Source organism: Bradyrhizobium sp. 186, from assembly GCF_023101685.1.
In the GTDB taxonomy this organism is placed as follows: Bacteria; Pseudomonadota; Alphaproteobacteria; order Rhizobiales; family Xanthobacteraceae; genus Bradyrhizobium.
Map to the genome: position 1 here is coordinate 2,223,520 of NZ_CP082164.1, position 21,183 is coordinate 2,244,702.

The 21,183-nt window shown below is 64.6% G+C and carries 18 protein-coding genes, 1 other RNA gene and 3 pseudogenes; 11 read left to right on the forward strand and 11 right to left on the reverse strand.

The features are described 5' to 3' along the window. Positions 1-19: 19 nt before the first annotated feature. Together IVB18_RS10375 and IVB18_RS10380 are read right to left on the reverse strand one after the other, a co-directional pair. Positions 20-823 (reverse strand): isocitrate lyase/phosphoenolpyruvate mutase family protein, encoded by an 804-nt coding sequence (locus tag IVB18_RS10375; RefSeq protein ID WP_247991597.1) that lies wholly within the window; start codon positions 821-823, stop codon positions 20-22. Between the two features lie 55 nt (positions 824-878). Further along, on the reverse strand, positions 879-1,712 hold the full coding sequence (locus tag IVB18_RS10380) for an alpha/beta hydrolase (protein WP_247991598.1): 834 nt from the start codon (positions 1,710-1,712) through the stop codon (positions 879-881). On the opposite strand from IVB18_RS10380, the gene IVB18_RS10385 reads away from it, so the two are divergent. Next, complete coding sequence (locus IVB18_RS10385) at positions 1,702-2,388, forward strand: MarR family winged helix-turn-helix transcriptional regulator (protein WP_247989074.1); 687 nt, start codon at positions 1,702-1,704, stop codon at positions 2,386-2,388. The genes IVB18_RS10380 and IVB18_RS10385 overlap by 11 nt on opposite strands. Before the next feature lie 38 nt (positions 2,389-2,426). On the opposite strand, the gene IVB18_RS10390 is transcribed toward IVB18_RS10385, so the two are convergent. Next, positions 2,427-3,038, reverse strand: coding sequence for a TetR/AcrR family transcriptional regulator (locus IVB18_RS10390; RefSeq protein ID WP_247989075.1), 612 nt, complete (start codon positions 3,036-3,038; stop codon positions 2,427-2,429). 131 nt (positions 3,039-3,169) lie between these two features. Here IVB18_RS10390 and IVB18_RS10395 point away from each other — a divergent pair, with 131 nt between their 5' ends. From IVB18_RS10395 to IVB18_RS10410, 4 genes are all read left to right on the forward strand, one after another. Then, entirely contained in the window at positions 3,170-4,402 is a 1,233-nt protein-coding gene (locus IVB18_RS10395; protein ID WP_247989076.1) for a cytochrome P450, read from the forward strand. A gap of 151 nt (positions 4,403-4,553) precedes the next feature. Further along, the gene (locus IVB18_RS10400) at positions 4,554-8,177 is read left to right on the forward strand and encodes an AsmA-like C-terminal region-containing protein (protein ID WP_247989077.1); all 3,624 of its coding nucleotides are present in this window, start codon (positions 4,554-4,556) and stop codon (positions 8,175-8,177) included. 333 nt (positions 8,178-8,510) lie between these two features. After that, the gene (locus IVB18_RS10405; RefSeq protein ID WP_247989078.1) at positions 8,511-9,635 is read left to right on the forward strand and encodes a DUF2336 domain-containing protein; all 1,125 of its coding nucleotides are present in this window, start codon (positions 8,511-8,513) and stop codon (positions 9,633-9,635) included. A 34-nt stretch (positions 9,636-9,669) separates the two neighbouring features. Beyond that, a complete protein-coding gene (locus IVB18_RS10410; RefSeq protein ID WP_247989079.1) occupies positions 9,670-9,909 on the forward strand; it encodes a hypothetical protein in 240 nt (79 codons plus the stop codon). A 56-nt stretch (positions 9,910-9,965) separates the two neighbouring features. On the opposite strand, the pseudogene IVB18_RS10415 reads toward IVB18_RS10410, so the two are convergent. The 8 genes and pseudogenes from IVB18_RS10415 to ssrA all read right to left on the reverse strand — a co-directional run. Further along, a pseudogene (locus IVB18_RS10415) lies at positions 9,966-10,154 on the reverse strand (GNAT family N-acetyltransferase); the annotation flags it as partial. Between the two features lie 330 nt (positions 10,155-10,484). After that, entirely contained in the window at positions 10,485-12,356 is a 1,872-nt protein-coding gene (locus tag IVB18_RS10420) for a ferrous iron transporter B (RefSeq protein WP_247989080.1), read from the reverse strand. A 34-nt stretch (positions 12,357-12,390) separates the two neighbouring features. Next, the gene (locus IVB18_RS10425; RefSeq protein WP_247989081.1) at positions 12,391-12,666 is read right to left on the reverse strand and encodes a FeoA family protein; all 276 of its coding nucleotides are present in this window, start codon (positions 12,664-12,666) and stop codon (positions 12,391-12,393) included. A gap of 117 nt (positions 12,667-12,783) precedes the next feature. After that, positions 12,784-13,038, reverse strand: coding sequence for a ribbon-helix-helix domain-containing protein (locus IVB18_RS10430; RefSeq protein WP_247989082.1), 255 nt, complete (start codon positions 13,036-13,038; stop codon positions 12,784-12,786). Next, a complete protein-coding gene (locus tag IVB18_RS10435) occupies positions 13,035-13,223 on the reverse strand; it encodes a DUF4169 family protein (RefSeq protein ID WP_247989083.1) in 189 nt (62 codons plus the stop codon). The genes IVB18_RS10430 and IVB18_RS10435 overlap by 4 nt, the downstream gene beginning before the upstream one ends. Before the next feature lie 274 nt (positions 13,224-13,497). Next, on the reverse strand, positions 13,498-14,928 hold the full coding sequence (fumC, locus tag IVB18_RS10440) for a class II fumarate hydratase (protein ID WP_247989084.1): 1,431 nt from the start codon (positions 14,926-14,928) through the stop codon (positions 13,498-13,500). Between the two features lie 89 nt (positions 14,929-15,017). Then, a complete protein-coding gene (locus IVB18_RS10445; RefSeq protein ID WP_247989085.1) occupies positions 15,018-15,536 on the reverse strand; it encodes a ClpXP protease specificity-enhancing factor SspB in 519 nt (172 codons plus the stop codon). A 114-nt stretch (positions 15,537-15,650) separates the two neighbouring features. Beyond that, positions 15,651-16,026, reverse strand: a transfer-messenger RNA (tmRNA) gene (ssrA, locus tag IVB18_RS10450). Positions 16,027-16,108: 82 nt separating this feature from the next. On the opposite strand from ssrA, the gene IVB18_RS10455 reads away from it, so the two are divergent. From IVB18_RS10455 to IVB18_RS10480, 6 genes and pseudogenes are all read left to right on the forward strand, one after another. Then, positions 16,109-16,726, forward strand: coding sequence for a chromate transporter (locus IVB18_RS10455; RefSeq protein WP_247989086.1), 618 nt, complete (start codon positions 16,109-16,111; stop codon positions 16,724-16,726). Continuing rightward, positions 16,723-17,253 (forward strand): annotated as a pseudogene (locus IVB18_RS10460) (chromate transporter). The gene IVB18_RS10455 and the pseudogene IVB18_RS10460 overlap by 4 nt, the downstream one beginning before the upstream one ends. A 94-nt stretch (positions 17,254-17,347) precedes the next feature. Then, positions 17,348-18,109, forward strand: a complete 762-nt coding sequence (locus IVB18_RS10465; protein ID WP_247989087.1) for a tripartite tricarboxylate transporter TctB family protein — start codon at positions 17,348-17,350, stop codon at positions 18,107-18,109. Positions 18,110-18,116: 7 nt separating this feature from the next. After that, positions 18,117-19,682: a tripartite tricarboxylate transporter permease gene (locus IVB18_RS10470; RefSeq protein WP_247989088.1), complete on the forward strand. Its 1,566-nt coding sequence runs from the start codon at positions 18,117-18,119 to the stop codon at positions 19,680-19,682. Between the two features lie 150 nt (positions 19,683-19,832). Continuing rightward, positions 19,833-20,194, forward strand: a pseudogene (locus IVB18_RS10475) (tripartite tricarboxylate transporter substrate-binding protein); the annotation flags it as partial. Between the two features lie 189 nt (positions 20,195-20,383). Continuing rightward, positions 20,384-21,178, forward strand: coding sequence for a thymidylate synthase (locus IVB18_RS10480; protein ID WP_247989089.1), 795 nt, complete (start codon positions 20,384-20,386; stop codon positions 21,176-21,178). Positions 21,179-21,183 lie beyond the last annotated feature (5 nt).

The window sequence follows — 21,183 nt, forward strand, 5'->3', positions numbered from 1 at the left end:
GGGCTGGCGCTTCCCAGGTTCAGACATTCGGTTGCAGGAACGTGCCGTATTGCTTGCTCGCGGCGACTGCGGCGGCGGCCTGTCCAATGACGCGCATCGCCGCCATCATGGGCCACGGACCAAGGCTCACCCGCCGAACGCCGACGCGGGCGAGATCCGGGATTTCGGGAACACCTTGCGTCACCATGATGTTGACCGGCAAAGGCGTGCGTTGAACGAACCTCTCGATGAGGGCGAGGTCGGTGAGGCCGGGTACGAAAATTCCATCAGCGCCGGCGTCGGAATAGATCTTCGCACGCCTTGCCGCTTCATTCAGGCATTCATCCGGCGATCCGAATTTCAGCAGAAACGGATCGGTTCTCGCATTGATGAACAGATGAATTCCGAGTTCTTGCGCAGCGTCGCGCACAGCCTTGATCTTCGCTGCATGCTGTTCGGGACTGACGAGTTGCCGCGTTCCCCCGGATAATCCGTCTTCGATATTGATTCCTACGGCGCCGGCTTGCAGAATCCTGGTCGCAGACTTCGCGGCATCGTGCGGAGTGTCGCCATATCCTGCCTCCAGATCGACTGATACAGGAACCGACACGGCCGCCGTTATCCGTGACACCAGACCCGTCACCATGTCGAACGGGACATGCTCTCCGTCCGCGTACCCAAGTGCGGACGCTACCGCCCCGCTGCTGGTTGCGATGGCCGGAGACGTCTTCGCAATGGCTTTGGCGGTGGCGGCGTCCCAGGCGTTGAACAGGACGAGGGGATCTCCTGTCCTATGAAGACCGTGAAACGTCTCGGCGTATTGCTGCTGTGTTGTGGCGTCCATCGCGCGCACTCCTGGTCAGAGAACTCAAAGGATGTTGTGGCCACGCTATATGCGTTCAGTTAGGCGCGTGCGTCTTGAACCAGTCCATGATCAAGCCGGTGACTTCAGCCTCACGCTCGAGGTGCGGGAAGTGCCCAACATCGGGCAGGACAATCCGCTTATGCGGCCCCTTGAAGAGCGGCTCCTCCTTCACGGAATACCTCGCTGTCGGATCGTTGCTGCCATAGATCGTCAGCGTCGGCGTATGCATGTCGTTGATCGGCAGCCGGCCCGCAACTCCAGCATCGACCAAGCCATTGTAGTATTTCAGCGCCGCCTTCATGGTGCCGGGAGACCTGAGCGTCTCCTTGACCGAGCGGAGATGCTCGTCGTTCTCAAAGGTCGGCGACCACAACTTCCAAAGATAGTCGACGAAGGGAAGCCCCTCGATGTTGACCGCCGAGTGAGCGCCAGGAATCGTAAAGAAATAGACATGGAAGACGGATCGAACGGAATCGGGATCGCTCCTGAGGCTCGCGATTGTGATCGGGTGGGCGGTGTTCATGACCACGGCGGCCTTGATCGCAGAGGGCGCCGTGGACAGCACCTGGAACGTCGACGTGCCGCCCCAATCCATGCCGACGACGCGTGCCTGTCCGTCGTCGCTCAGTGCGGCGATGAGCGCTTCGAGATCCTCGCCGAGTGCGATGGGATCGAAAATGCCGTCTGCCGGGATCTCGGTCGGCGCATAGCCGCGCAAGAACGGCGAGACCGCACGGTACCCCGCATCCGCGAAGACTTGCAGCTGCTTTCGATACGACCAGGCGTTATCGGGAAAGCCATGCATGAACATGACAAGCGGCCCGCTGCCCTGCTCGAGATAGGCGAACCGCACGCCATTGGCCTGCACGTATTTCAAGGCGGGTTCGCTGCCGCTGGAATGCGGCGTTGGCACTGCGTTGCTCCGGGCATTCATCTTCATTCTCCATCTCATCGTCGTTCTTTTTCAAATATGTGCGCAGCGCACATATTTGGTCAAGTTGTTTTTTGTGCGCTACGCACATATTATTCAGCGGATGGAAACTGGAATCGCGAATTTGCTGGGGGCGCTCTCGCTCGCCGTCATGGACCGTATCGAGCAGGGCGCGCGCGAGGTCATTGGCCGTGGTGGCGAGACGCCAGCCGCACTCGTCGTCATTGGCTATGGCCAGGGCATGACCAACGACAAGCTCCGGCGGATCCTTGGCCTGTCGCATTCCGGAACTGTCCGGCTGGTGGACCGTCTGGTTTCGGATCGGCTTGTCGAACGACGGCAGGGACAGGACGGCCGTGAGGTTGCTCTGCACCTGACGGCCAAGGGCGTCGCAACCCGGAACGATCTGATGACGTCCCGGATTTCAGCCGTCGCGTCGCTTCTGGATGTGCTGTCGCCGGCTGAAACGAAGCGGCTTGAAACGCTGCTCCATGAGCTGCTGGCAAGGCAGGACACCTCCGAGATGGATCGCTTCACGATCTGTCGGATGTGCGATGATAGCGTCTGTACGAATTGTCCGTTGCCCACAACCAAGAGCGAACGCGATCGCTAGCACCAACGGGTCGCTTTGCGGGCGCGCAGTCTCCCCCCTCAACCCGACGCCAATCCCGTCCTTCGCCTCAAATCCGTGATCGCGCGCAAAAAACTGTCGGCTGGTGTCGTCTCCGGATCAATCAGTCGGTGCAGGCGAAAACCGTCCTCGAGCGCCAGCACGATGGAGGCCATCCATGGCGGATTCAGCGCGTCGTTCTGCCCGTTGCTCTTCAGCGTGGCCTCGACGATGTCGGCGACCAGCTTGCGCCGCGCGCGCAGGCGTTTTGCAAGCTCCGGGCGGCGCTTCTCGGCGCGCGCGACAAAGAGGATCATTTCCATGTGCAGCAGCGGCGAGCGGCCGAGTGGATCCTGCCTTGTGCGATCCATCGCCTTCAGCGCCGCGATGAAATCGTCGAGATTTTTGTGCTGCGCGAGGATGTCGAGGTTGCGACGGATCGACTGCTCGACGTGGTCCTCGAGCATGGCGATGATCAGTTCGTCCTTGCTCTTGAAATTGGAATAGAACGCCCCGCGGGTGAAGCCGGCCGCCGCCGCGATCGCCTCGATGCTGGCGCCGCCGATGCCGTCCTCCTCGAACATTCGGGCGGCCGCATCGAACAGCCTGTCGCGCGTGTTGTCCCTGGTCGGCCTGGTTCTCACCCTTGACATCGGCGCAGGTTAGGGCAGAATGCAACTCGATACAACAATGTATCGAGTTGATAATTGCAGGGATGGTTACGCGACGCGGATCAGGGGCGATCCGGCGTATTCGTGTCATGCGGCAACCGATTGAGGTCACCATGAACGAGCAGGTGCCAGGCGCAAACGGCGATCCGTTGTTCAACCCGCTGTCGCCGGACTTCATCCGCGATCCCTATCCGCATTACGCGCGGCTGCGCACGATCGATCCGATTCATGTGACGCCGTTCGGCCAGTTCGTCGCCAGCCGCCACGCCGATGTCAGCCTCGTGCTGCGCGACAGGCGCTTCGGCAAGGATTTTGTCGAGCGCTCCAAGCGCCGCTATAGCCCTGCGATCATGGACGAGCCGGTCTTTCGCAGCATGAGCCATTGGATGCTGCAGGCCGATCCGCCCGATCACACCCGCCTGCGCGGCCTGGTCGTGAAAGCCTTCACCGCCCGCCGGGTCGAGGACATGCGGCCGCGCATCCAGGAGATCGTCGACCAGACCATCGACGCCGTGATCGATCGCGGCCATATGGACCTGATCGAGGATTTCGCCTTCCGCCTGCCGGTGACCATCATCTGCGACATGCTCGGCATCCCCGAGGACCATCGCGAAGTCTTCTACAACAGCTCGCGCGATGGCGGGCGCCTGCTCGACCCCGTGCCGCTCTCGCCGGAGGAGATCGCGAAGGGCAACGCCGGCAACATGATGGCGCAGATGTATTTCCAGCAATTGTTCGAATTGCGCCGCCGCAATCCCGCTGACGATCTCATCACACAGCTCGTGCAGGCCGAGGAAGACGGCAACATGCTCACCAACGAGGAGTTGACCGCCAACATCATCCTGCTGTTCGGCGCCGGCCACGAGACCACCGTCAATTTGATCGGCAACGGCCTGTTGGCCCTGCATCGCAATCCGGACCAGCTCGCGCTGCTGAAGGCGCGGCCCGAGTTGATCACGAATGCGATCGAGGAATTTTTGCGCTACGATTCGTCGGTGCAGATGACTGGGCGTGTCGCGCTGGAGGACATCGACGATTTTGCCGGCGTCAGGATCCCCAAGGGCGAGACCGTGCTGTGCCTGCTCGGCTCGGCCAATCGTGACCCGGCGGTCTACCCGGAACAGCCCGATCGCCTCGACATCACCCGGCCCAATGTCAGGCCGCTGTCGTTCGGTGGCGGCATTCATTTTTGCCTGGGGGCCCAATTGGCGCGCATCGAGGCCGAGATCGCCATCGCCACGCTGCTGCGGCGGCTGCCGGATTTGCGCATCGACGACGTCGAGAACCCGGAATGGCGGCCGACTTTCGTGCTACGCGGGCTGAAGCAGCTGCCGGCGAGCTGGTGAGGCCTGGCGTTAACCTCCGCGCGCAACAGTCGCTGTGACTTCGCCACACTTCCCTCTATATAAGAGGCTGTTCCGGCGCGCCTGAAGCCTCTCCGGCCAGGGTTGGGGGTCAAGGTTTGGCCCGGGTGCCGGCTTGGCCGAGGGGAGACCCGTGCAGACGACGCTGCTCGGATTGGCGATTGCCTTCATCTTAGCGCTGCTGGCCGCGCTGATCGGGCCTTACTTCATCGACTGGAACCAGTTCAGGCCCCAGTTCGAGGCGGAGGCGACCCGGGTCATTGGCGTTCCGGTGCGGGTGGCGGGCGAGCTCGACGCGCGGCTGTTGCCGGCGCCGACGCTGCGGCTGCGTTCGCTCACCTTCGGCGGCAACAACGATCTCGGCCGCCTGCGTGCCGACAAGCTCGACGTCGAGTTCAGCCTGAGTTCGCTGATGCGCGGCGAATGGCGCGCGACCGAGCTCACGGTCAACGGCATGTTGGTGGATCTCGGCCTCGACGCCAAGGGACGGGTCGACCTGCCGTCCGTCGCGAGCGGCACCTTCAATCTCGCTTCGCTTGCCATCGAGCGGCTGAACCTCACCGGACGGATCGCGCTGCATGATGCCGCCAGCCGCTCGACGCTGGAATTGAACGACATTGCCTTCTCCGGCGACGTGCGCTCGCTCGCCGGCTCGGTCCGGGGCGACGGCAATTTCACCGCCGCCGGCACGCGCTATCCGTTCCGCGTCTCCTCCGGCCCGAGCGCCGACGGCAGCGCAACCCGTCTCCACCTCAATATCGATCCGGGCGAGCGCGCCATCCTGGCCGATCTCGAAGGCGTGCTCGCCTTCGACAACCGCCTGCCGAAATTCGACGGCGCGCTGATCCTGGCCATACCCCAGCTCAAGAAGCCGGGCGAGGCCGGGCCGACGCCGTGGAAGCTCACCGCCAAGCTCAAGGCCGATCCGGCCGGAGCAAAATTCGACCAGATCGATGCAAGCTTCGGCGCTGAAGACGGCGCGCTGAAGCTCGGCGGTGTCGGCGATGTCAGATTTGGCGCCTCGCCGCTGCTCCGCGCGGTGCTATCGGCGCGCCAGGTCGATGCCGACAAGCTGGCCGGAAAGAACGACACCGAGCCGCTGCGGATCCTGCCGGCGCTGCGCGCGGGTCTTGCGGCGATCCCGCAGGCGCCCATCCCGGCGCAGATCGAGTTCAACTCCGACCAGATCATGCTGGGCGGCCGGCCGCTCCAGAACATCACCGCGGAGCTCAAGACCGACGGCAAGTCCTGGACCTTCCAGCGGCTCGACCTGCGCGCGCCCGGCATGACGCAGGTTTCGCTCAACGGCGCAGCTCCCGGCTCCAACAGTTTCAGCGGCCGTCTCAGCGCCGAATCCTCCGACCCGGATACGCTGGTGGCCTGGCTCCAGGGCCGCAGCGAGGTCAACCGCCGCAGCACCAGGCCGTTGAGCCTGGCAGCTGACGTGACGATCGCAGCAAATCATTTCGCAATCGAGAAGCTGAAGGCCGAGATCGAAGGCGGCGCCGTCGAGGGACGGATCGACTTTGCGCAGACCGGCGCGAGCAAGGGCTCGCGGATCGACGCCGAGTTGAAGGCCGATCGTCTCGATCTCGACGCCGCCGCGAGTTTTGTGCGCGCGCTCGCGGGGCCGCAAGGCGAATGGCCGGAGGAAGCGCGGCTTTCGCTCGATGTCGGTCGTGCGATCTCGGCCGGACAAGAGTTGCGGCCGTTCACGGCGAAGCTCGGCTATGGCCCGGCGACGCTGGCGCTGGAGCAGTTGCGGTTCGGCCAGGCGAGCGGCGTGACCACGGAGGCGAGCGGCAGCTTCGACCGCGCCAAGGTCACCGGCCGGCTCGCGCTGAAATCGTCGGCCAATACGCTGCGCGAGCTCACCGCGCTGATCGAGCCGTTTGCGCCTTCGGTCCGCGCCCGGTTCGATGCCATCCCATCGTTGCCCGGCGCGACGCGCTTGAAGCTCGATCTCAGTCTCGACAAGAACGCCGAACATGCCGATCGCAGCGACGCGCGCGCCGTGCTCGACCTCGATGCGCCGCAGCTCAAGGCCAGCGCGACGCTGGCCGCGCAGATGCAGGTCGCGGCGGTCAACGGCATCGACATCGACCGCTTACGCAACAGCGACTTCACGCTGGACACGAAGGTATCGATGCCACAGGCGGGCGCACTGCTGGCGCTGCTTGGCCTCGACCGCGCGGTCGCGGCGGGCGGGGGGGCGTCGCAGTTCGAAGGCAAGGTGAGCGGCGCGTGGCGACGGCCGTTGCAATTGAACGCAAAGCTCAGCGGCGGCGGGCTGGACGCGGATGCGCAAGGCAGCGTCGAATTGTCAGCACCGGGGCCGAAGGCCAGCATCAATCTGCGCGTGCGCAACGCCAATCTGGCGCCGCTGTTCGGCACCGGCCCGGCCGACAAGTCGGCGCAGAACGTCAGCCTGTCCTCCCGCATCGGCCTGTCCGGCAATCGCCTGACCTTCGACGATCTCGACAGCACCGCTTCAGGCTCGCACCTGCGCGGCCATCTCGCCATGACGCTTGATCAGGAGAAGAGCGTCGAGGGCGAAGTGGGGCTGGACACGCTCGATCTCATGCCGGCGCTCGCGATGGCGATCGGTGCCGCCGGACATGATGCCGGCGAGCCGCTGAGCGCGGGGCTCATCAGCGGCTGGCGCGGCCGGATCGCCTTCCAGGCGTTGCGCGGGAGCCTGCCGGGCGGCATCGAGGTGCGCCCCGTCGGCGGCACCATCAGGAGCGACGGCCAGTCGCTTGCGCTCGATGCCCTCAAGGGCGGCGTCGGCGGCGGCGAGATGTCGGCAAGCCTCGATGCGAGAACTGGCGCCAACGGCCTCGCGCTGAATGCGCGCATCGAACTCAGCAATGTCGATGCGACGACGCTGCGCTACCGCGATCTCGCTCTGCCGAAGGGACGCGCCTCGGTGCAGATGGCGCTGACGAGCCAGGGCCGCAGCGTCGCGGCATTGACCGGCGCGCTCGCCGGAAACGGCACGGTGACGCTGGACTCGGCTGAGATCGCCGGCCTCAATCCGCGCGCCTTCGAGCTCGCCATTCGCGCCAGCGACGGCGGCCAGGTCGCCGACGACAACCGGCTGCGGCAGCTCGTCGAGCCCGCGCTGTCGACCGGACCGATCGCGGTCGCCTCGGCGCAGATACCGTTCACGATCCGCGACGGCCGCCTGCGCGTCGGTGCGACACCACTGGAGGCAAAAAACGCCCGCGCCATCGTTTCCGGTGGCTACGATATTCCCGCCGACCAGGCCGATATCCGCGCCAGCCTGACCCCGATCATGACCGGGCTGTCCGGCGCGCCGCCGGAAATCCAGCTGTTCGCTGCCGGCCCGCCCGACAGGCTGAACCGCACCGTCGATCTCGCGCCGCTGTCCTCATGGCTTGCGGTGCGCACGATCGATCGCGAGACGCGCCGGCTCGATGCCATCGAGCGCGGCGAGCCGCCGCCGGCCACCGCTGCGCTGCCGACGCTGGTCTCGCCCGACCAGGCGCCGGAGCCGTCTTTGACCGACGTGCCGATGCCCGGCCGCGATCCGCGCCGCGCGCCGCCAGCGAAGCCAAAGGCCGCACCGACGCCGAAGGCCCCGCAGGCCGCTCCCGCCGCGCCGAGCCCGCCGCTCGCAAGCCAGCAGGTCGCGCCGCTGCCGCCGCCAATCGAGGTGAGGCCGGCGCCAGGCCCGCCGCCGGCAAAGCCGAGGCCGAAGCCACCGCTGGTTTTAACGCCGTCGAATCCGTAAGGCGAACTTGAGTGGAATCGAGGCCTCGCGGGAGCTCGTCATGCCCGGGCTTGTCCCGGGCATCCACGTTCTTCTCACCGTGCGGCGAGGCGTGGATGGCCGGGACAAGCCCGGCCACGACGTGGGGCAAGCTCCCGCGCCTCAAGCTCACGGCAACGCAAGCCTTCGCATACCGGCAAACATATTCCCTCGCATTTTAACGAATTTTGCCCGGCAAAACTGATTTGCCGATTTTACCGAATTCTCGCGTTTGATCCCTAGGGTCGGTTCCAGAGGAATCCGGCGTCCTGCCGATAGAGGCAGGACGGCTCGCCAAGAACTGGGGTGATCGAGATGAACGGGGCGAAAACGCTTCTACAGGATCTGGACGACGCCATCGCGCGCGGCACCGACGAGAGCCGGACGAAGGCGCTGTGGCATGCGACCGACATTCTGATCACCGGCCGCTACAGCGATGACGAGATCAGCATGTTCGGCGAGGTCATCGGGCGGCTTGCCGACGAGATCGAGGTCGCCGCGCGCACGCAGCTCTCGGAATTGATGGCGGCCTGCGATCACGCTCCGCTCAACGTCATCAAGCAACTCGCCTTCGACGACGAGATCGACGTTGCCGGTCCCGTGCTGCGCGAGTCCACCAGGCTCGACGAGAAGGTGCTGCTCGAGAACGCCATGACCAAGGGCCAGTCGCATCTGCTCGCGATCGCCCAGCGCAAATCCATCGGCGAGGCCGTGACCGACGTACTGGTCAAGCGCGGCGACCAGGAGGTCGTGACCTCCGTCGCCAGGAACGAGGGCGCGCGTTTCTCCGGCTCGGGCCTGCTCCACATGGTCAGGCGCGCCGAGGGCGACTCGATCCTCGCCGAGCAGCTCGGCCTGCGCAAGGACGTTCCGCGCCACGTTTTCCAGCAGCTCATCTCGAAAGCGTCGGAAGACGTCCGCCGCCGGCTCGAGCACGAGCGCCCCGAGATGATGGCGCAGATCCAGAGCTCGGTGACCGAAGTCACCGGCGATTTGCAGTCCAAGTTCGGTCCCTCGTCGCGCAGCTATTTCGTCGCCAAGCGCGTGGTGACGACGCAGCACCGGCAGGGCAACCTCAACCAGGACTCGATCTCGAACTATGCACGCCAACACCGCCTCGACGAGGTGCAGATCGGCCTGTCGCTGCTGTCGGCGCTGCCGGTCGACGTGATCGAGCGCGCGATGATGGACCGCAACCGCGAGATATTGCTGGTGCTGTGCAAGGCGCTCGACTTTTCATGGGACACGACCATGTCGCTGTTGTTCCTCGGCGCCAAGGATCACCTGATCACGGCGCGTGAGCTCCACGACAATGAGCGCGATTTCGGCCGGCTCAAGGTCGAGACCTCGCGCAGCGTTCTGAAGTTCTACCAGTCGCGCAAGAACAGCGCCGGCGTCGATCCCGTCACGGGTCGTCAGGGCGAGCTCCAGGTGCACTGAGCATCATCCGGGAATTGGCAGGGGAGTATTTGCAATGTTGCCTCAATTCGGCACCGCGGTTCGCAAGAATCCGAACAAGAATCTCAACACCGATACCGGCGGGTCGGCTCCGGACAAGGCCTCGGTCGACGCCGCATGGCTCGTGCTGGAAGCCGCCAACGATCTCGGCGATCACGCCGCGATCGATGCCTGCCGCCGCGTCATCGACGCCGAGCTGAACGGCACGGTGGCGGGAAGCTCGGATATTGATCTCGTGCTGGGGTATTTCAGGTAAGCGGGCGAACGAAGTCCGCTGCTGACGCGATTGCCGTGCGTCTTTCACTGTCGCGCCCAGAGCCCAAAGCCGTGCCGATCCCAATGGGCCATGTTGACGGTGAGATAGGCCTTCGTGGCCTCGGGCGAGCGCACGCCGCCGAGATAGCGGGAAACTTCGGGATCGAGATGCAGCGCGGCCAAGTCCGCGAGGTGATCTTCGCGCAGTCTCTCGGCGGTCAACCTGCTGGTGCTGAAGTGATCCATAGAACCAGATGGCCGCATTCCGAGTCGGTCACTATGCCGGTGAGGGCCGATGATGGCATCGTGCCCCTGTTTTGCCCGACGGGTCAACGGGCTCGCATCCCGTAGCCCGGATGGAGCGCAGCGCAATCCGGGAATCAATCCGCGTGTCGAGAGTCCCGGATTGCGCCATCGGGAGGCGCTTCGCGCCGACCCGTTGGCTCCATCCGGGCTACGATCGATTTGCGCGATGGGGCAACGGCTTCGCTGAAGCCACCGGTCATCACCCCGGCAACCCTCTTCTACTTTGCATGGGGTTGTTTTCGACTTTTTTACTGGAGCGAGCGCGATGGCCTACCCCGCGCCGAGCGCGACGGCGACGTTGTACGTCAAAAGGCTCGCGGCGTAAGCGAGCACCAGCATGTAGGCGAAGGTCGCCGCCATCCATCCCCAGCTTCCGGTCTCGCGCCGGATCACCGCGAGCGTCGAGGCACATTGCGGCGCGAAGATGTACCAGGCCAGCATCGACAGCGCGGTCGCGAGCGACCATTTCGTCGCCAGCACCTGGCCGATCTGCTCGGCGGCTTCCTTGCCGCCTTCGATCGCATAGACGGTGCCGAGCGCGGCGACTGCGACCTCGCGTGCGGCCATGCCCGGGATCAGCGCGACTGCGATCTGCCAGTTGAAGCCGACGGGGGCGAGCAGCGGTTCGAGCGCCTTGCCGATGATCGCGGCCAGGCTGAAGTTGATGGCCGGCTCGGTCGCGCCAGCGGGCGGCTGCGGGAACGAGGCCAAGAACCAGATCAGCACCATCATCGAGAAGATCGTGGTGCCGGCGCGGTGGAGGAACATCTTGGCCCGCGTGAAGACGCCGATCGCGATCGATTTCAGCCGCGGCATCTTGTAGTCCGGCAGCTCCAGCATGAACGGCGCCGGCGCGTAGTCGCGCAGCATGAAGAACTTTATCAGGAACGAGACGCAGAGCGCGCTGATGATGCCGGCGGCGTAGAGGCCGAACATGACGAGGCCCTGGAGGTTGATGAAGCCCCAGACGTCCCTGGCCGGAATGAAGGCGGAGATGATCAGGGTGTAGACCGGGATCCGCGCCGAGCAGGTCATCAGCGGCGCGATCAGGATCGTGGTCAGCCGGTCGCGCTTGTTGTCGATCACGCGCGTCGCCATGATGCCGGGAATGGCGCAGGCGAAGCTCGAGAGCAGCGGAATGAAGGCGCGGCCGTGCAGTCCGGCGCCGCCCATGATGCGGTCCATCAGGAACGCGGCGCGCGCCATGTAGCCGAAATCTTCCAGCAGCAGGATGAACAGGAAGATGATGATGATCTGCGGCAGGAACACGATGACGCTGCCGACGCCGGAGATCACGCCGTTTTGCAGGAAGCTTTGCAGCAGGCCGGAGGGCAGGGTGGCGTGCACGAACTGGCCCAGCGCATCGAAGCCGGAGTTCAACAGCTCCATCAGCGGCTGCGCCCAGGCGAACACCGCCTGGAACATCACGAACAGGATCAGCGCCAGCACCAGGAGCCCGCCGACGGGGTGCAGCACCACGGCGTCGATCCGCGCGGTCCAGGTGTCGGGCCGGCTCGGCAGGCTGACGCAGTCGGCGATGATGTGGTCGGCCTCGCGCTGGGTGGCGCGCAATTCGGCCACGCCGAGAGCGCGCCAGTTGTTCTCCTGAGGCTCGGCTGCAAGCTTTGCCGAGATCTCGTCGGTCAGCGTCAAGAGGTCGGCGGTGCCGCCCTTGCGCACCGCGATCGAGGTGACTACGGGCACGCCGAGCTCCTTGGCGAGCCGCTCCACGTCCACCGTGATGCCGCGGCGGGTCGCGATGTCGAACATGTTGAGCACCAGCACCATCGGCCGGCCGGTGCGCTTGAGCTCGAGCAGGAGGCGGATGGTCAGCCGCAGATTGGTCGAATCGGCGACGCAAAGCACGAGGTCGGGCATGCTCTCGCCGGAGGCCTTGCCGAGTACGAAGTCGCGGGTGATCTCCTCGTCCGGGCTGCGACCGCGCAGCGAATAGGTGCCGGGCAGGTCGACGACCGAGACCTGACGTCCCTGCGGGGTGACGAAAAAGCCCTCCTTGCGCTCGACGGTGACGCCCGGGTAGTTCGCGACCTTCTGCCGGCTGCCGGTCAGCGCATTGAACAGCGAGGTCTTGCCGCTGTTTGGCGTGCCGACCAGGGCGAGATGCAGCATGGGTGCTTCCATGGAATTAAAGGCCTGGATCAGGGGTCCGGTCGCCTCAGGCGACGATGATGGCCATGGCTTCGCGACGGCGCACCGCGATGGTGATGTTGTCGACACGCACGGCGATCGGGTCGCGCCCGACCAGCCCCTCGTGCAGGACCTCGACCCGGGCGCCCTCGACGAAGCCGAGCTCGATCAGGCGGCTCTCGAGCTCGATGTCCGAGAGCGCCGAGCCCGCGTCCTTGGCGGAAAGGTGTTGAATGACGCCGGTATAGCCGCGCTGGGCCAGACCCAGCGGCATCCGCGAGCGCGTATCATGGATATCGGTCATGCCCTGTATTTTCAACGCGGGGCATTGAGGTCAAGCGCGCTCGCTCGCCGAAGCTGCACCTTAGAGTGATTTTAAAGTGCGGGCGCCGCGCCGGTTGGGAAAAAGTGGTCTCGGCAGTTACTCCGCCGGGATCTTCTGCTCCGGCGGGACGGCCATGGCGCGGCTCTTGAAGTAGTCCAGGACGAACAGGCGGATCGCCGAGGACAGATTGCCCTGCTGGCGGTTGCTGTCGATCTCCCCGACGAGCTCGGACAGCGTCATGTTGCGCAGGCCCGAGATCTCCTTCATGCCGTTCCAGAACGCCTCTTCCAGGCTGACGCTGGTCTTGTGGCCGGCGACAACGATCGATCGCTTCACGACGGGCGACTTCATGGCTGCTCCTCGCGATCGATCCGGTGCTGGTCCAGATGTTCCTTGGCCTGGTCCGCGCGCGTCTGCTCCGCCGACCGCTCCGCCTTCGTGCGGCCGAACTTCGTTCGGTTGGCGTCCGCCTGCTTCGCCGAGGTTTCCCGCTCGGCGCGCTTCCTGAAACGGTTCAGGTTGATGACGTTCCCCATGCCGCGTCTCCATCACCCGATCCTCTGCGAGCGGGATGAAACATTCCGAAACAAGGCGCTGCGTTGCGCCCCACAGGATTTGATTGCCATTCGCTTGTCCTCGTCAATCGGCCCTTGTGACCATCAAACGATGAATCTGGTCCCGGGAAGGGGAGAGAGCGGCGTAGCACGCATCCTCCCCGAGACATTGACGGTAATCAAATCCTCTCCTTTAAGCCTCTATAAATATGCGGTTTTGGCTCCGTATCATTACGGATGGCTATCGGATCGGAAATCATCCGGGCCTCGTCATCTTCTCCGGCTGCACCAGGCGGTCGAACTCGTCGGCCGAGACGAAGCCCAGGCGGAGCGCCTCTTCCTTCAGCGTGGTGCCGTTGGCATGCGCGGTCTTGGCCACCTTGGCCGCGTTGTCGTAGCCGATTTTCGGCGCGAGCGCCGTCACCAGCATCAGCGAGCGCTGCATCAGCTCGCTGATGCGCTTTTCGTCGGCGCGGATGCCGCTGACGCAATGTTCGGTAAAGGAGCGCGCGGCGTCGGCCATCAGGCGGATCGAATGCAGCATGTTGTAGGCGAGCACGGGCTTGTAGACGTTGAGCTCGAAATGGCCCTGGCTGCCGGCGACCGTGATGGCGGTGTGATTGCCGAACACCTGGCAGCACACCATCGTCATCGCCTCGCATTGCGTCGGATTGACCTTGCCCGGCATGATCGAGGAGCCCGGCTCGTTCTCCGGCAGGATCAGTTCGCCCAGGCCCGAGCGCGGGCCTGATCCGAGCAGGCGGATGTCGTTGGCGATCTTGAACAGGCCCGTCGCCACCGAATTGATGGCGCCGTGCGCCAGCACATAGGCGTCGTTGGAAGCCAGCGCCTCGAATTTGTTGGCGGCGCTGGTGAAGGGCAGTTTTGTGATCCCGGCCACGTGCTTGGCGAACAGTTTTGCAAAGCGCGGCTTCGAGTTGAGACCGGTGCCGACGGCGGTGCCGCCCTGCGCCAACGGATAGAGCTCCTTCACCGCGACCTTGAGCCGGGCGATGCCGCTTTCGACCTGCGCGGCATAGCCGGAAAATTCCTGGCCGAGCGTCAGCGGCGTGGCATCCTGGGTGTGGGTGCGGCCGATCTTGACGATCTTGGCGAACTCCTTCTCCTTCTTGCGCAGCGCGCGGAGCAGTTCGCCGAGCGCAGGGACGAGATCGGCGGTGATGCGGCTTGCGGCCGCGATGTGCATGGCGGTCGGGAACGAGTCGTTCGATGACTGGCTCATGTTGACGTGATCGTTGGGATGCACCGGCTTCTTGGCGCCGAGCTCGCCGCCGAGCATCTCATTGGCGCGGTTGGCGATCACCTCGTTGAGGTTCATGTTGGATTGGGTGCCCGAGCCCGTCTGCCACACCACCAGCGGAAAATGGTCGTCGAGCTCGCCCTCGATCACCTCGCGCGCGGCGCGGATGATGGCGTTGGCCCGGCGCTGGTCCAGCAGCCCGAGCTCGCGATTGGACTGTGCGGCGGCGAGCTTGACGATGCCCAGCGCATGCACGAGCGCAACCGGCATGCGGTCGATGCCGATGCGAAAATTCTGGCGCGAGCGCTCGGTCTGCGCCCCCCAATAGCGATCGGAGGGGACCTCGATGGGACCGAAGCTGTCGGTCTCGATGCGGGTGGCGGGACGGCGCGAGGGGCGGATCGTCTTGGCCATGAGCACATCCATTCTGCCGCACGAAACGCCGCGCGGCCTCTTGTTATGCTCATCTATATAGGCAGTTTGGCCGCGGGCGACGGTCTCGGGCCCAACCTAGATCATTTCTTGCGGAAGCGATCGAGCCGCACGACTTCGGCGCCGCCCTGGCTCGGGACCGCCGGCTCCTCCGTGCCTTCCACCGTCTCGGCGGCGGGGGCAGGCACCGCTACGGCGGTTGGGGCAGGAGCTGCAGGCAACGTCTCGGACGCCACCTCGGCGACGTCGGAGGTGTCGAACTGGAGGCCGAATTTCACGGATGGGTCGAGGAAGCTCTTGATCGCGCTGAACGGCACGATCAGCCGCTCCGGAATGCCGCCGAATGACAGGCCGACCTCGAAACGGTCCTCGAGTACGGTCAGATCCCAGAACTGGTGCTGAAGGATGACCGTCATCTCTTCCGGATATTGCGCGAGCAGCCGCGGCGAGATCTTCACGCCCTCGGCCTTCGATACGAAGGTGATGAAGAAATGATGCTCGCCGGGCAGTCCATGGGACGCGGCATCGGTCAGCACCTTGCGCAGCACGCCGCGCAACGCGTCGCGGGCCAGCACATCGTATCGGATATGATCGGTCGCCATGGTGGTCCTGTTGCATTCCAGCAGGCGGGCCCCGCCGGCCCGACTCGCCAAGCCGCGATAGTACCGCGCCTGACGGGTCAGCAGGAGTCCCCGCCGGGAAGGAAATAAGAGGTAAGTGGAGGCTTCTGTTGCCAGGTGCCTCCGAACCCCGCCTAACGGAGCTTAACCCGTTAGGACTTCAGAATGGTCTTTCAAACTGCGTTACGCAGCCTGAGCAACCGGAGCAAAGTTGTCGTTGGCAACTATTGCAGTAGCCCGATAACGGCGGAACAATACCGGGAAAAAATACGCCCTTTACGCCCTCGTCGATCCTATTTCGCCCCCGCCGAAGCTCACTTGTCAGCGGGCCAAGCTCGCCAAACGATGAGCTTTGGTGGAGGCGCCGGGTACCGCCCCCGGGTCCGAATGGTTTATTGCGACGATCGTTTATTTCCATAGCCGGCGAACCGGCACCCCCAATATAGGGGGCAAAGCTTTCAAATGACAGGGGTTTGGCGGGCCGTGGCGAGGTTCCTTTGGATAGGTTCCGGACAGCCTTGGCCGCACCGCGGCGCTCGTTCTAAGCTCCTGACATGTCCACGGATTCAGCACCGGCCGCCCAAGAGTCGGATCGAGAGCCGGATCCTTCCACAGCGAGCGGCCTGCCGCCCAGCCTGGTGGCGCTGTTCCTGGCCTTTGCCCGGATGTCGCTGGCCGGCTTCGGCGGGGTTTTGGTGTTTGCCCGGCGCGCCATCGTCGAGCAGCACCGCTGGATGACCGCGGACGAGTTCAACGAGACCTTCGCGCTCTGCCATTTCCTGCCCGGGCCCAATATCGTCAATTTGTCGATGGTGTTCGGGGCGCGGCTGCGCGGGATCGCGGGCGGGGTGGCCGCCTTTGCCGGGCTGTTGCTGCCGCCGACGCTGATCATGACCGTGCTCGGGATCATCTACGCCCGTTTCGGCGATGTGGACGTGCTGCGCCGCAGCCTCGCGGGCATCTCCTGCGCCGCGGTCGGCCTTTTGATCGCGGTGGTCTTCCGCATGATGACGCCGCTGTTGAAACGGATGGACGCCGTCGGACTCATCTTGATGCTCGCCGTGTTCGCCGCCATCGGTGTGCTTCGCCTGCCGCTCCAGGCGGTGCTGCTGGTCGCGATTCCCCTCAGCGTCGCCGTGACTTTCCTCCTGCGACGGAAGGTAGCAGTATGACCAGCGAGAGCCCGATCTGGGCGCTGATCTCGACCTTTGGCCTGATGTCGCTGTTCGCGGTCGGCGGCGCCGCAGCCGCAGTGCCCGAGATGCACCGCATCGCGGTCGACGTGCATCACTGGATGACCGACAAGCAGTTCGCCGATGCCTATGCGATCGCGCAACTCTCGCCCGGTCCCAACGTCCTGATCGTCACGCTGATCGGCTATGCCGTTGCCGGCATTCCCGGAGCGCTGGCGGCGACGCTGGCGATGTGCCTGCCGACCGCCCTGCTTGCCTAGTATGTCAGCCGGCTCCTGAACCGGCCGAGCCAATCGCGCTGGCCCAGCCTGATTCAGGCTGCACTGGTTCCGCTCTCGATCGGATTGATGGCGGCGAGCGCTCTGATCCTGGCCCAGTCGACCGATCGTACCGTTACTGCTTTGCTAATAACCGCGGCGGTTGCGATCGTCGCGACCCTATCGCGCGTCAATCCGCTGTGGCTGCTGCTCGCCGGAGGCCTGTTGGGTTTTGCTGGCATTGTGTGATGAAAATCGCTAGGCAGTGATCCGGGCGGGGGATCCATTTCCAGCCAATTAGAACAACAGTGCTCGTGACTTATGAGTCACGGAGGAGACATGCATGGCCGACACGATGGGCCACTCGGCGACAGCCACCCGAAACACGTCGGTGGCGATCGGCTTCTGTCTGCTGGCCGTGGCGCCGCAGCTCTTCGAATTCATCTGGTCGATCGGGACGATCTTTGGCTGGGGCGCCGGCCGCGGTCCGGCCACGGTCTTGATCAGCCATGCAACGGCGCTGCTCGCGGGCGCGCCCAGTGCGTTGCTCGGAGCGGTCGGTGGTGACACCAAGAAGGCGTCATCCGACGTGCTGCTGGCGCTGATCTATTCCTATCCGCTGTTTGCGGTGGCGATCCTCACGATCTTCATGACGATCAGGTCGGCACAGGACTATATCGGCGGGATCGTTCTGATGGCGCTGGCATTGTTTGCGCTGTGGGCCTCCAGCGATTTGCAGGGGATGCGCGGCTTCTCGTTTGGCGCAGGCACGGCGCCGCGGATGTTTGGCGGGCTGCTCGTCGCACTTGGCGCCGGCATCGCCCTGACGGGACTGCTGACCGATGGGCCGGCGATGGCGCATTATGCATGGCGCGGTCCGCTCTTCGTGATGGTCTCGATCGTCTTCTTCGCCCTGGCGATTCGTCCGCTTGGGGTGGTGGTTACGGCGTTCGCGAGCTTCCTGATCGCGGCGATGGGCACGCATGAGACGCGCTGGATCGAAGCGATCATCGTCGGCGCCTGCCTGACGCTCGGCTGCGCTCTTCTGTTCCCCTACGTGCTCGGGCTGCCGATGCCGATGTTCCCGCGTTTCCTGGCTCAGTGAGGGTGTGATGTTCGATCTCTTCCACAATCTGAGCCTCGGTTTCGGTGTGGTGTTTCAGATCTCCTGGTGGTCACCCTGGTGGCTCTACGGCCTATCGCTCCCGATCTCGATCAATATTCTCATGTGCCTGATTGGCGCATTGGTCGGCACGCTTGTCGGCGTGCTGCCGGGCATCGGCACCGTCGCAACCGTGGCGATGCTCCTGCCGATCACGTTCGGATTGCCGCCGGTCGGCGCGCTGATCATGCTCGCCGGCATCTATTACGGTGCTCAGTACGGCGGCTCGACCACCTCGATCCTGGTCAACATTCCCGGCGAGGCGACATCGGTGGTCACCGCCATCGACGGCCACCAGATGGCGAAGCAGGGCCGCGCCGGCCCGGCGCTGGCGATCGCGGCGATCGGCTCGTTCTTTGCCGGCTGCGTCGCGACCGTCCTGATCGCCGTTCTCGGCGCACCCCTGACCAAGCTCGCGCTGGCGTTCGGCCCGGCCGAATATTTCTCGCTCATGGTGCTCGGCCTGATCTTCGCGGTGGTGCTGGCCAAGGGCTCGGTGCTGAAAGCGATCGCGATGATCGTGTTCGGCCTGTTGCTGTCGATGGTCGGCTCCGACATCGAGACCGGTGCCTCGCGCATGGCTTTCAACATTCCGGAGCTCGCCGACGGCCTAGGCTTCGCGACGGTGGCCATGGGCGTGTTCGGTTTCGCCGAGATCATCCGCAATCTCGACGCTGGCGCCGAGATGAACCGCGACCTCGTGCAGCAGAAGATCACCGGCCTGATGCCGACCAGGAAGGACCTGATCGATTCGACGCCTGCGATCCTGCGCGGCACCGTGCTCGGCTCGATCCTCGGCATCCTGCCGGGCGGCGGCGCGGTCATCGCGTCCTTTGCGTCCTATACGCTCGAGAAGAAGATCGCCAGGAACCCGTCGCGGTTCGGCCGTGGCGCGATCGAGGGCGTGGCGGCGCCGGAAAGCGCCAATAATGCGGCGGCGCAGACCTCGTTCATCCCGCTGCTCACGCTCGGCATCCCGCCGAACGCGGTGATGGCGCTGATGGTAGGCGCGATGACCATTCACGGCATCGTGCCGGGTCCGCAGGTGATGCAGAAGCAGCCGGATCTCGTCTGGGGCATGATCGCCTCGATGTGGATCGGCAATCTGATGCTGATCATCATCAACCTGCCGCTGGTCGGAATCTGGGTGCGGCTGCTGCGCGTGCCTTACCGGCTGATGTTCCCCTCGATCGTGATCTTCTGCGCGATCGGCATCTACTCGGTGAACAACGCACCGGTCGATGTGATCCTCGCAGGCGTGTTCGGCCTGGTCGGCTACTGGCTGATCAAGCACGATTTCGAGCCGGCGCCGCTGCTGCTCGGCATGGTGCTCGGACCGCTGATGGAAGAGAACCTGCGCCGTGCGCTTCTGATCTCGCGCGGCGACTGGAGCGTGTTCCTGACGCGTCCGTTGTCGGCCGTGCTGCTGGCGATCGCGGCCTTCCTTCTGGTGCTCACGGTGCTGCCCGCGTTGCGCGCCAAGCGCGACGAGGTGTTCACCGAATCCGAGAGCTGATCGCGACGCGTCCTGCGTCGGCGCGCGGCATTCGGAAGTCGAATCGGCTCGTGTGACAGCTTCGTGAAATGAAAATGCCGGCCGTATGGCCGGCATTTTTTGTTTGGGGATTCATTCGCGCGCTCGCGGGCGCATCTGCGGCGGCGCTCGTGCGACCAGATCGTCAATGCCGTGCCGCAGATCAATGCCGGCACCATCAAGGCCTATGCGATCGCAACGGCGGAGCGCAATCCGTCGCTGCCGAACGTGCCGACGACGGCGGAAGCGGGCCTGCCGGCATTCCAGGCCCAGGCCTGGAACCGCATGTTCGCGCCAAAGGGACCTCGCCCGCGATTGTGGCAAGCCTGAACGCCGCCGCGGTCAAGGCGCTCGACGACGAAGCCGTGCGCAAGCGCCTCCTTGAGCTCGGCAGTGTCATCCCGGCGCCCGCGCAGCGGACACCGGAAGCCCTCGCTGCCCTCGCAAAAGGCGAGATCGTGAAGTGGAGTCCGGTGCTCAAGCCGGCAAGTTAACCAGCAGGATCAAGCCGATAGGCGAGGGGGCGGGACACGAGTTCCGCCCCTTGTCGTTTGGGCCAAGAGCACTCACTTTTTCCGGGTATAATCCGCGCAGGCGGCGAATCGACGCTGTCGTGGCGCGGGGGTGGCCGTTAAGTTCGCCGTCCTCCCAAAGGCTGCCGTCTTCCTAAAGGTTTTTGGCACATGCACCAGTATCAGGACCTGCTCGAGCGGATTCTTTCAGACGGCGCCGAGAAGACCGATCGGACCGGCACCGGCACGCTGTCGGTATTCGGCCATCAGATGCGCTTCAACCTGTCCGCCGGCTTCCCGATGCTGACCACCAAGCGGTTGCCGCTGAAGGCGATCGTGCATGAGCTCCTGTGGTTCCTGAAGGGCGATACCAACGTCAAATATCTGCGCGATAACGGCGTCACCATCTGGGACGAGTGGGCGGACGCCAACGGCGATCTCGGCCCGGTGTACGGCCATCAATGGCGCTCCTGGCCCGCGCCCGACGGCCGCAGCATCGACCAGATCGCGAACGTCGTTGACATGATCAAGCGCAACCCGGACTCGCGCCGCCTGATCGTCTCGGCGTGGAACCCGGCCGAAGTGGACAAGATGGCACTGCCGCCGTGCCACTGCCTGTTCCAGTTCTACGTCGCGAACGGCAAGCTGTCGTGCCAGCTCTATCAGCGCTCGGCCGACGTGTTCCTCGGCGTGCCCTTCAACATCGCCTCCTACGCGCTGCTTACGCTGATGGTCGCGCAGGTCACTGGCCTGAAGCCCGGCGACTTCGTGCATTCGTTCGGCGACACCCATCTGTATTCCAATCATCTGGAGCAGGCGCGGCTCCAGCTCACGCGCGCGCCGCGCGCGCTGCCGATAATGAGGATCAATCCTGACGTGAAGGACATCTTCTCCTTCCGCTACGAGGACTTTGAGCTCGTCGGCTACGATCCGCATCCGCACATCAAGGCGGAAGTCGCGGTCTAGCTCAG

Coding starts and splice junctions, on each gene's coding strand:
- IVB18_RS10375 (WP_247991597.1), bottom strand. CDS start 823: ATGGACGCCACAACACAGCAGCAATACGCCGAGACGTTTCACGGTCTT.
- IVB18_RS10480 (WP_247989089.1), top strand. CDS start 20,384: ATGCACCAGTATCAGGACCTGCTCGAGCGGATTCTTTCAGACGGCGCC.
- IVB18_RS10410 (WP_247989079.1), top strand. CDS start 9,670: ATGTTGCCTCAATTCGGCACCGCGGTTCGCAAGAATCCGAACAAGAAT.
- IVB18_RS10445 (WP_247989085.1), bottom strand. CDS start 15,536: ATGGCGACCGATCATATCCGATACGATGTGCTGGCCCGCGACGCGTTG.
- IVB18_RS10405 (WP_247989078.1), top strand. CDS start 8,511: ATGAACGGGGCGAAAACGCTTCTACAGGATCTGGACGACGCCATCGCG.
- IVB18_RS10470 (WP_247989088.1), top strand. CDS start 18,117: ATGTTCGATCTCTTCCACAATCTGAGCCTCGGTTTCGGTGTGGTGTTT.
- IVB18_RS10395 (WP_247989076.1), top strand. CDS start 3,170: ATGAACGAGCAGGTGCCAGGCGCAAACGGCGATCCGTTGTTCAACCCG.
- IVB18_RS10455 (WP_247989086.1), top strand. CDS start 16,109: ATGTCCACGGATTCAGCACCGGCCGCCCAAGAGTCGGATCGAGAGCCG.
- IVB18_RS10430 (WP_247989082.1), bottom strand. CDS start 13,038: ATGAAGTCGCCCGTCGTGAAGCGATCGATCGTTGTCGCCGGCCACAAG.
- fumC (WP_247989084.1), bottom strand. CDS start 14,928: ATGGATGTGCTCATGGCCAAGACGATCCGCCCCTCGCGCCGTCCCGCC.
- IVB18_RS10420 (WP_247989080.1), bottom strand. CDS start 12,356: ATGGAAGCACCCATGCTGCATCTCGCCCTGGTCGGCACGCCAAACAGC.
- IVB18_RS10425 (WP_247989081.1), bottom strand. CDS start 12,666: ATGACCGATATCCATGATACGCGCTCGCGGATGCCGCTGGGTCTGGCC.
- IVB18_RS10390 (WP_247989075.1), bottom strand. CDS start 3,038: ATGTCAAGGGTGAGAACCAGGCCGACCAGGGACAACACGCGCGACAGG.
- IVB18_RS10465 (WP_247989087.1), top strand. CDS start 17,348: ATGGCCGACACGATGGGCCACTCGGCGACAGCCACCCGAAACACGTCG.
- IVB18_RS10435 (WP_247989083.1), bottom strand. CDS start 13,223: ATGGGGAACGTCATCAACCTGAACCGTTTCAGGAAGCGCGCCGAGCGG.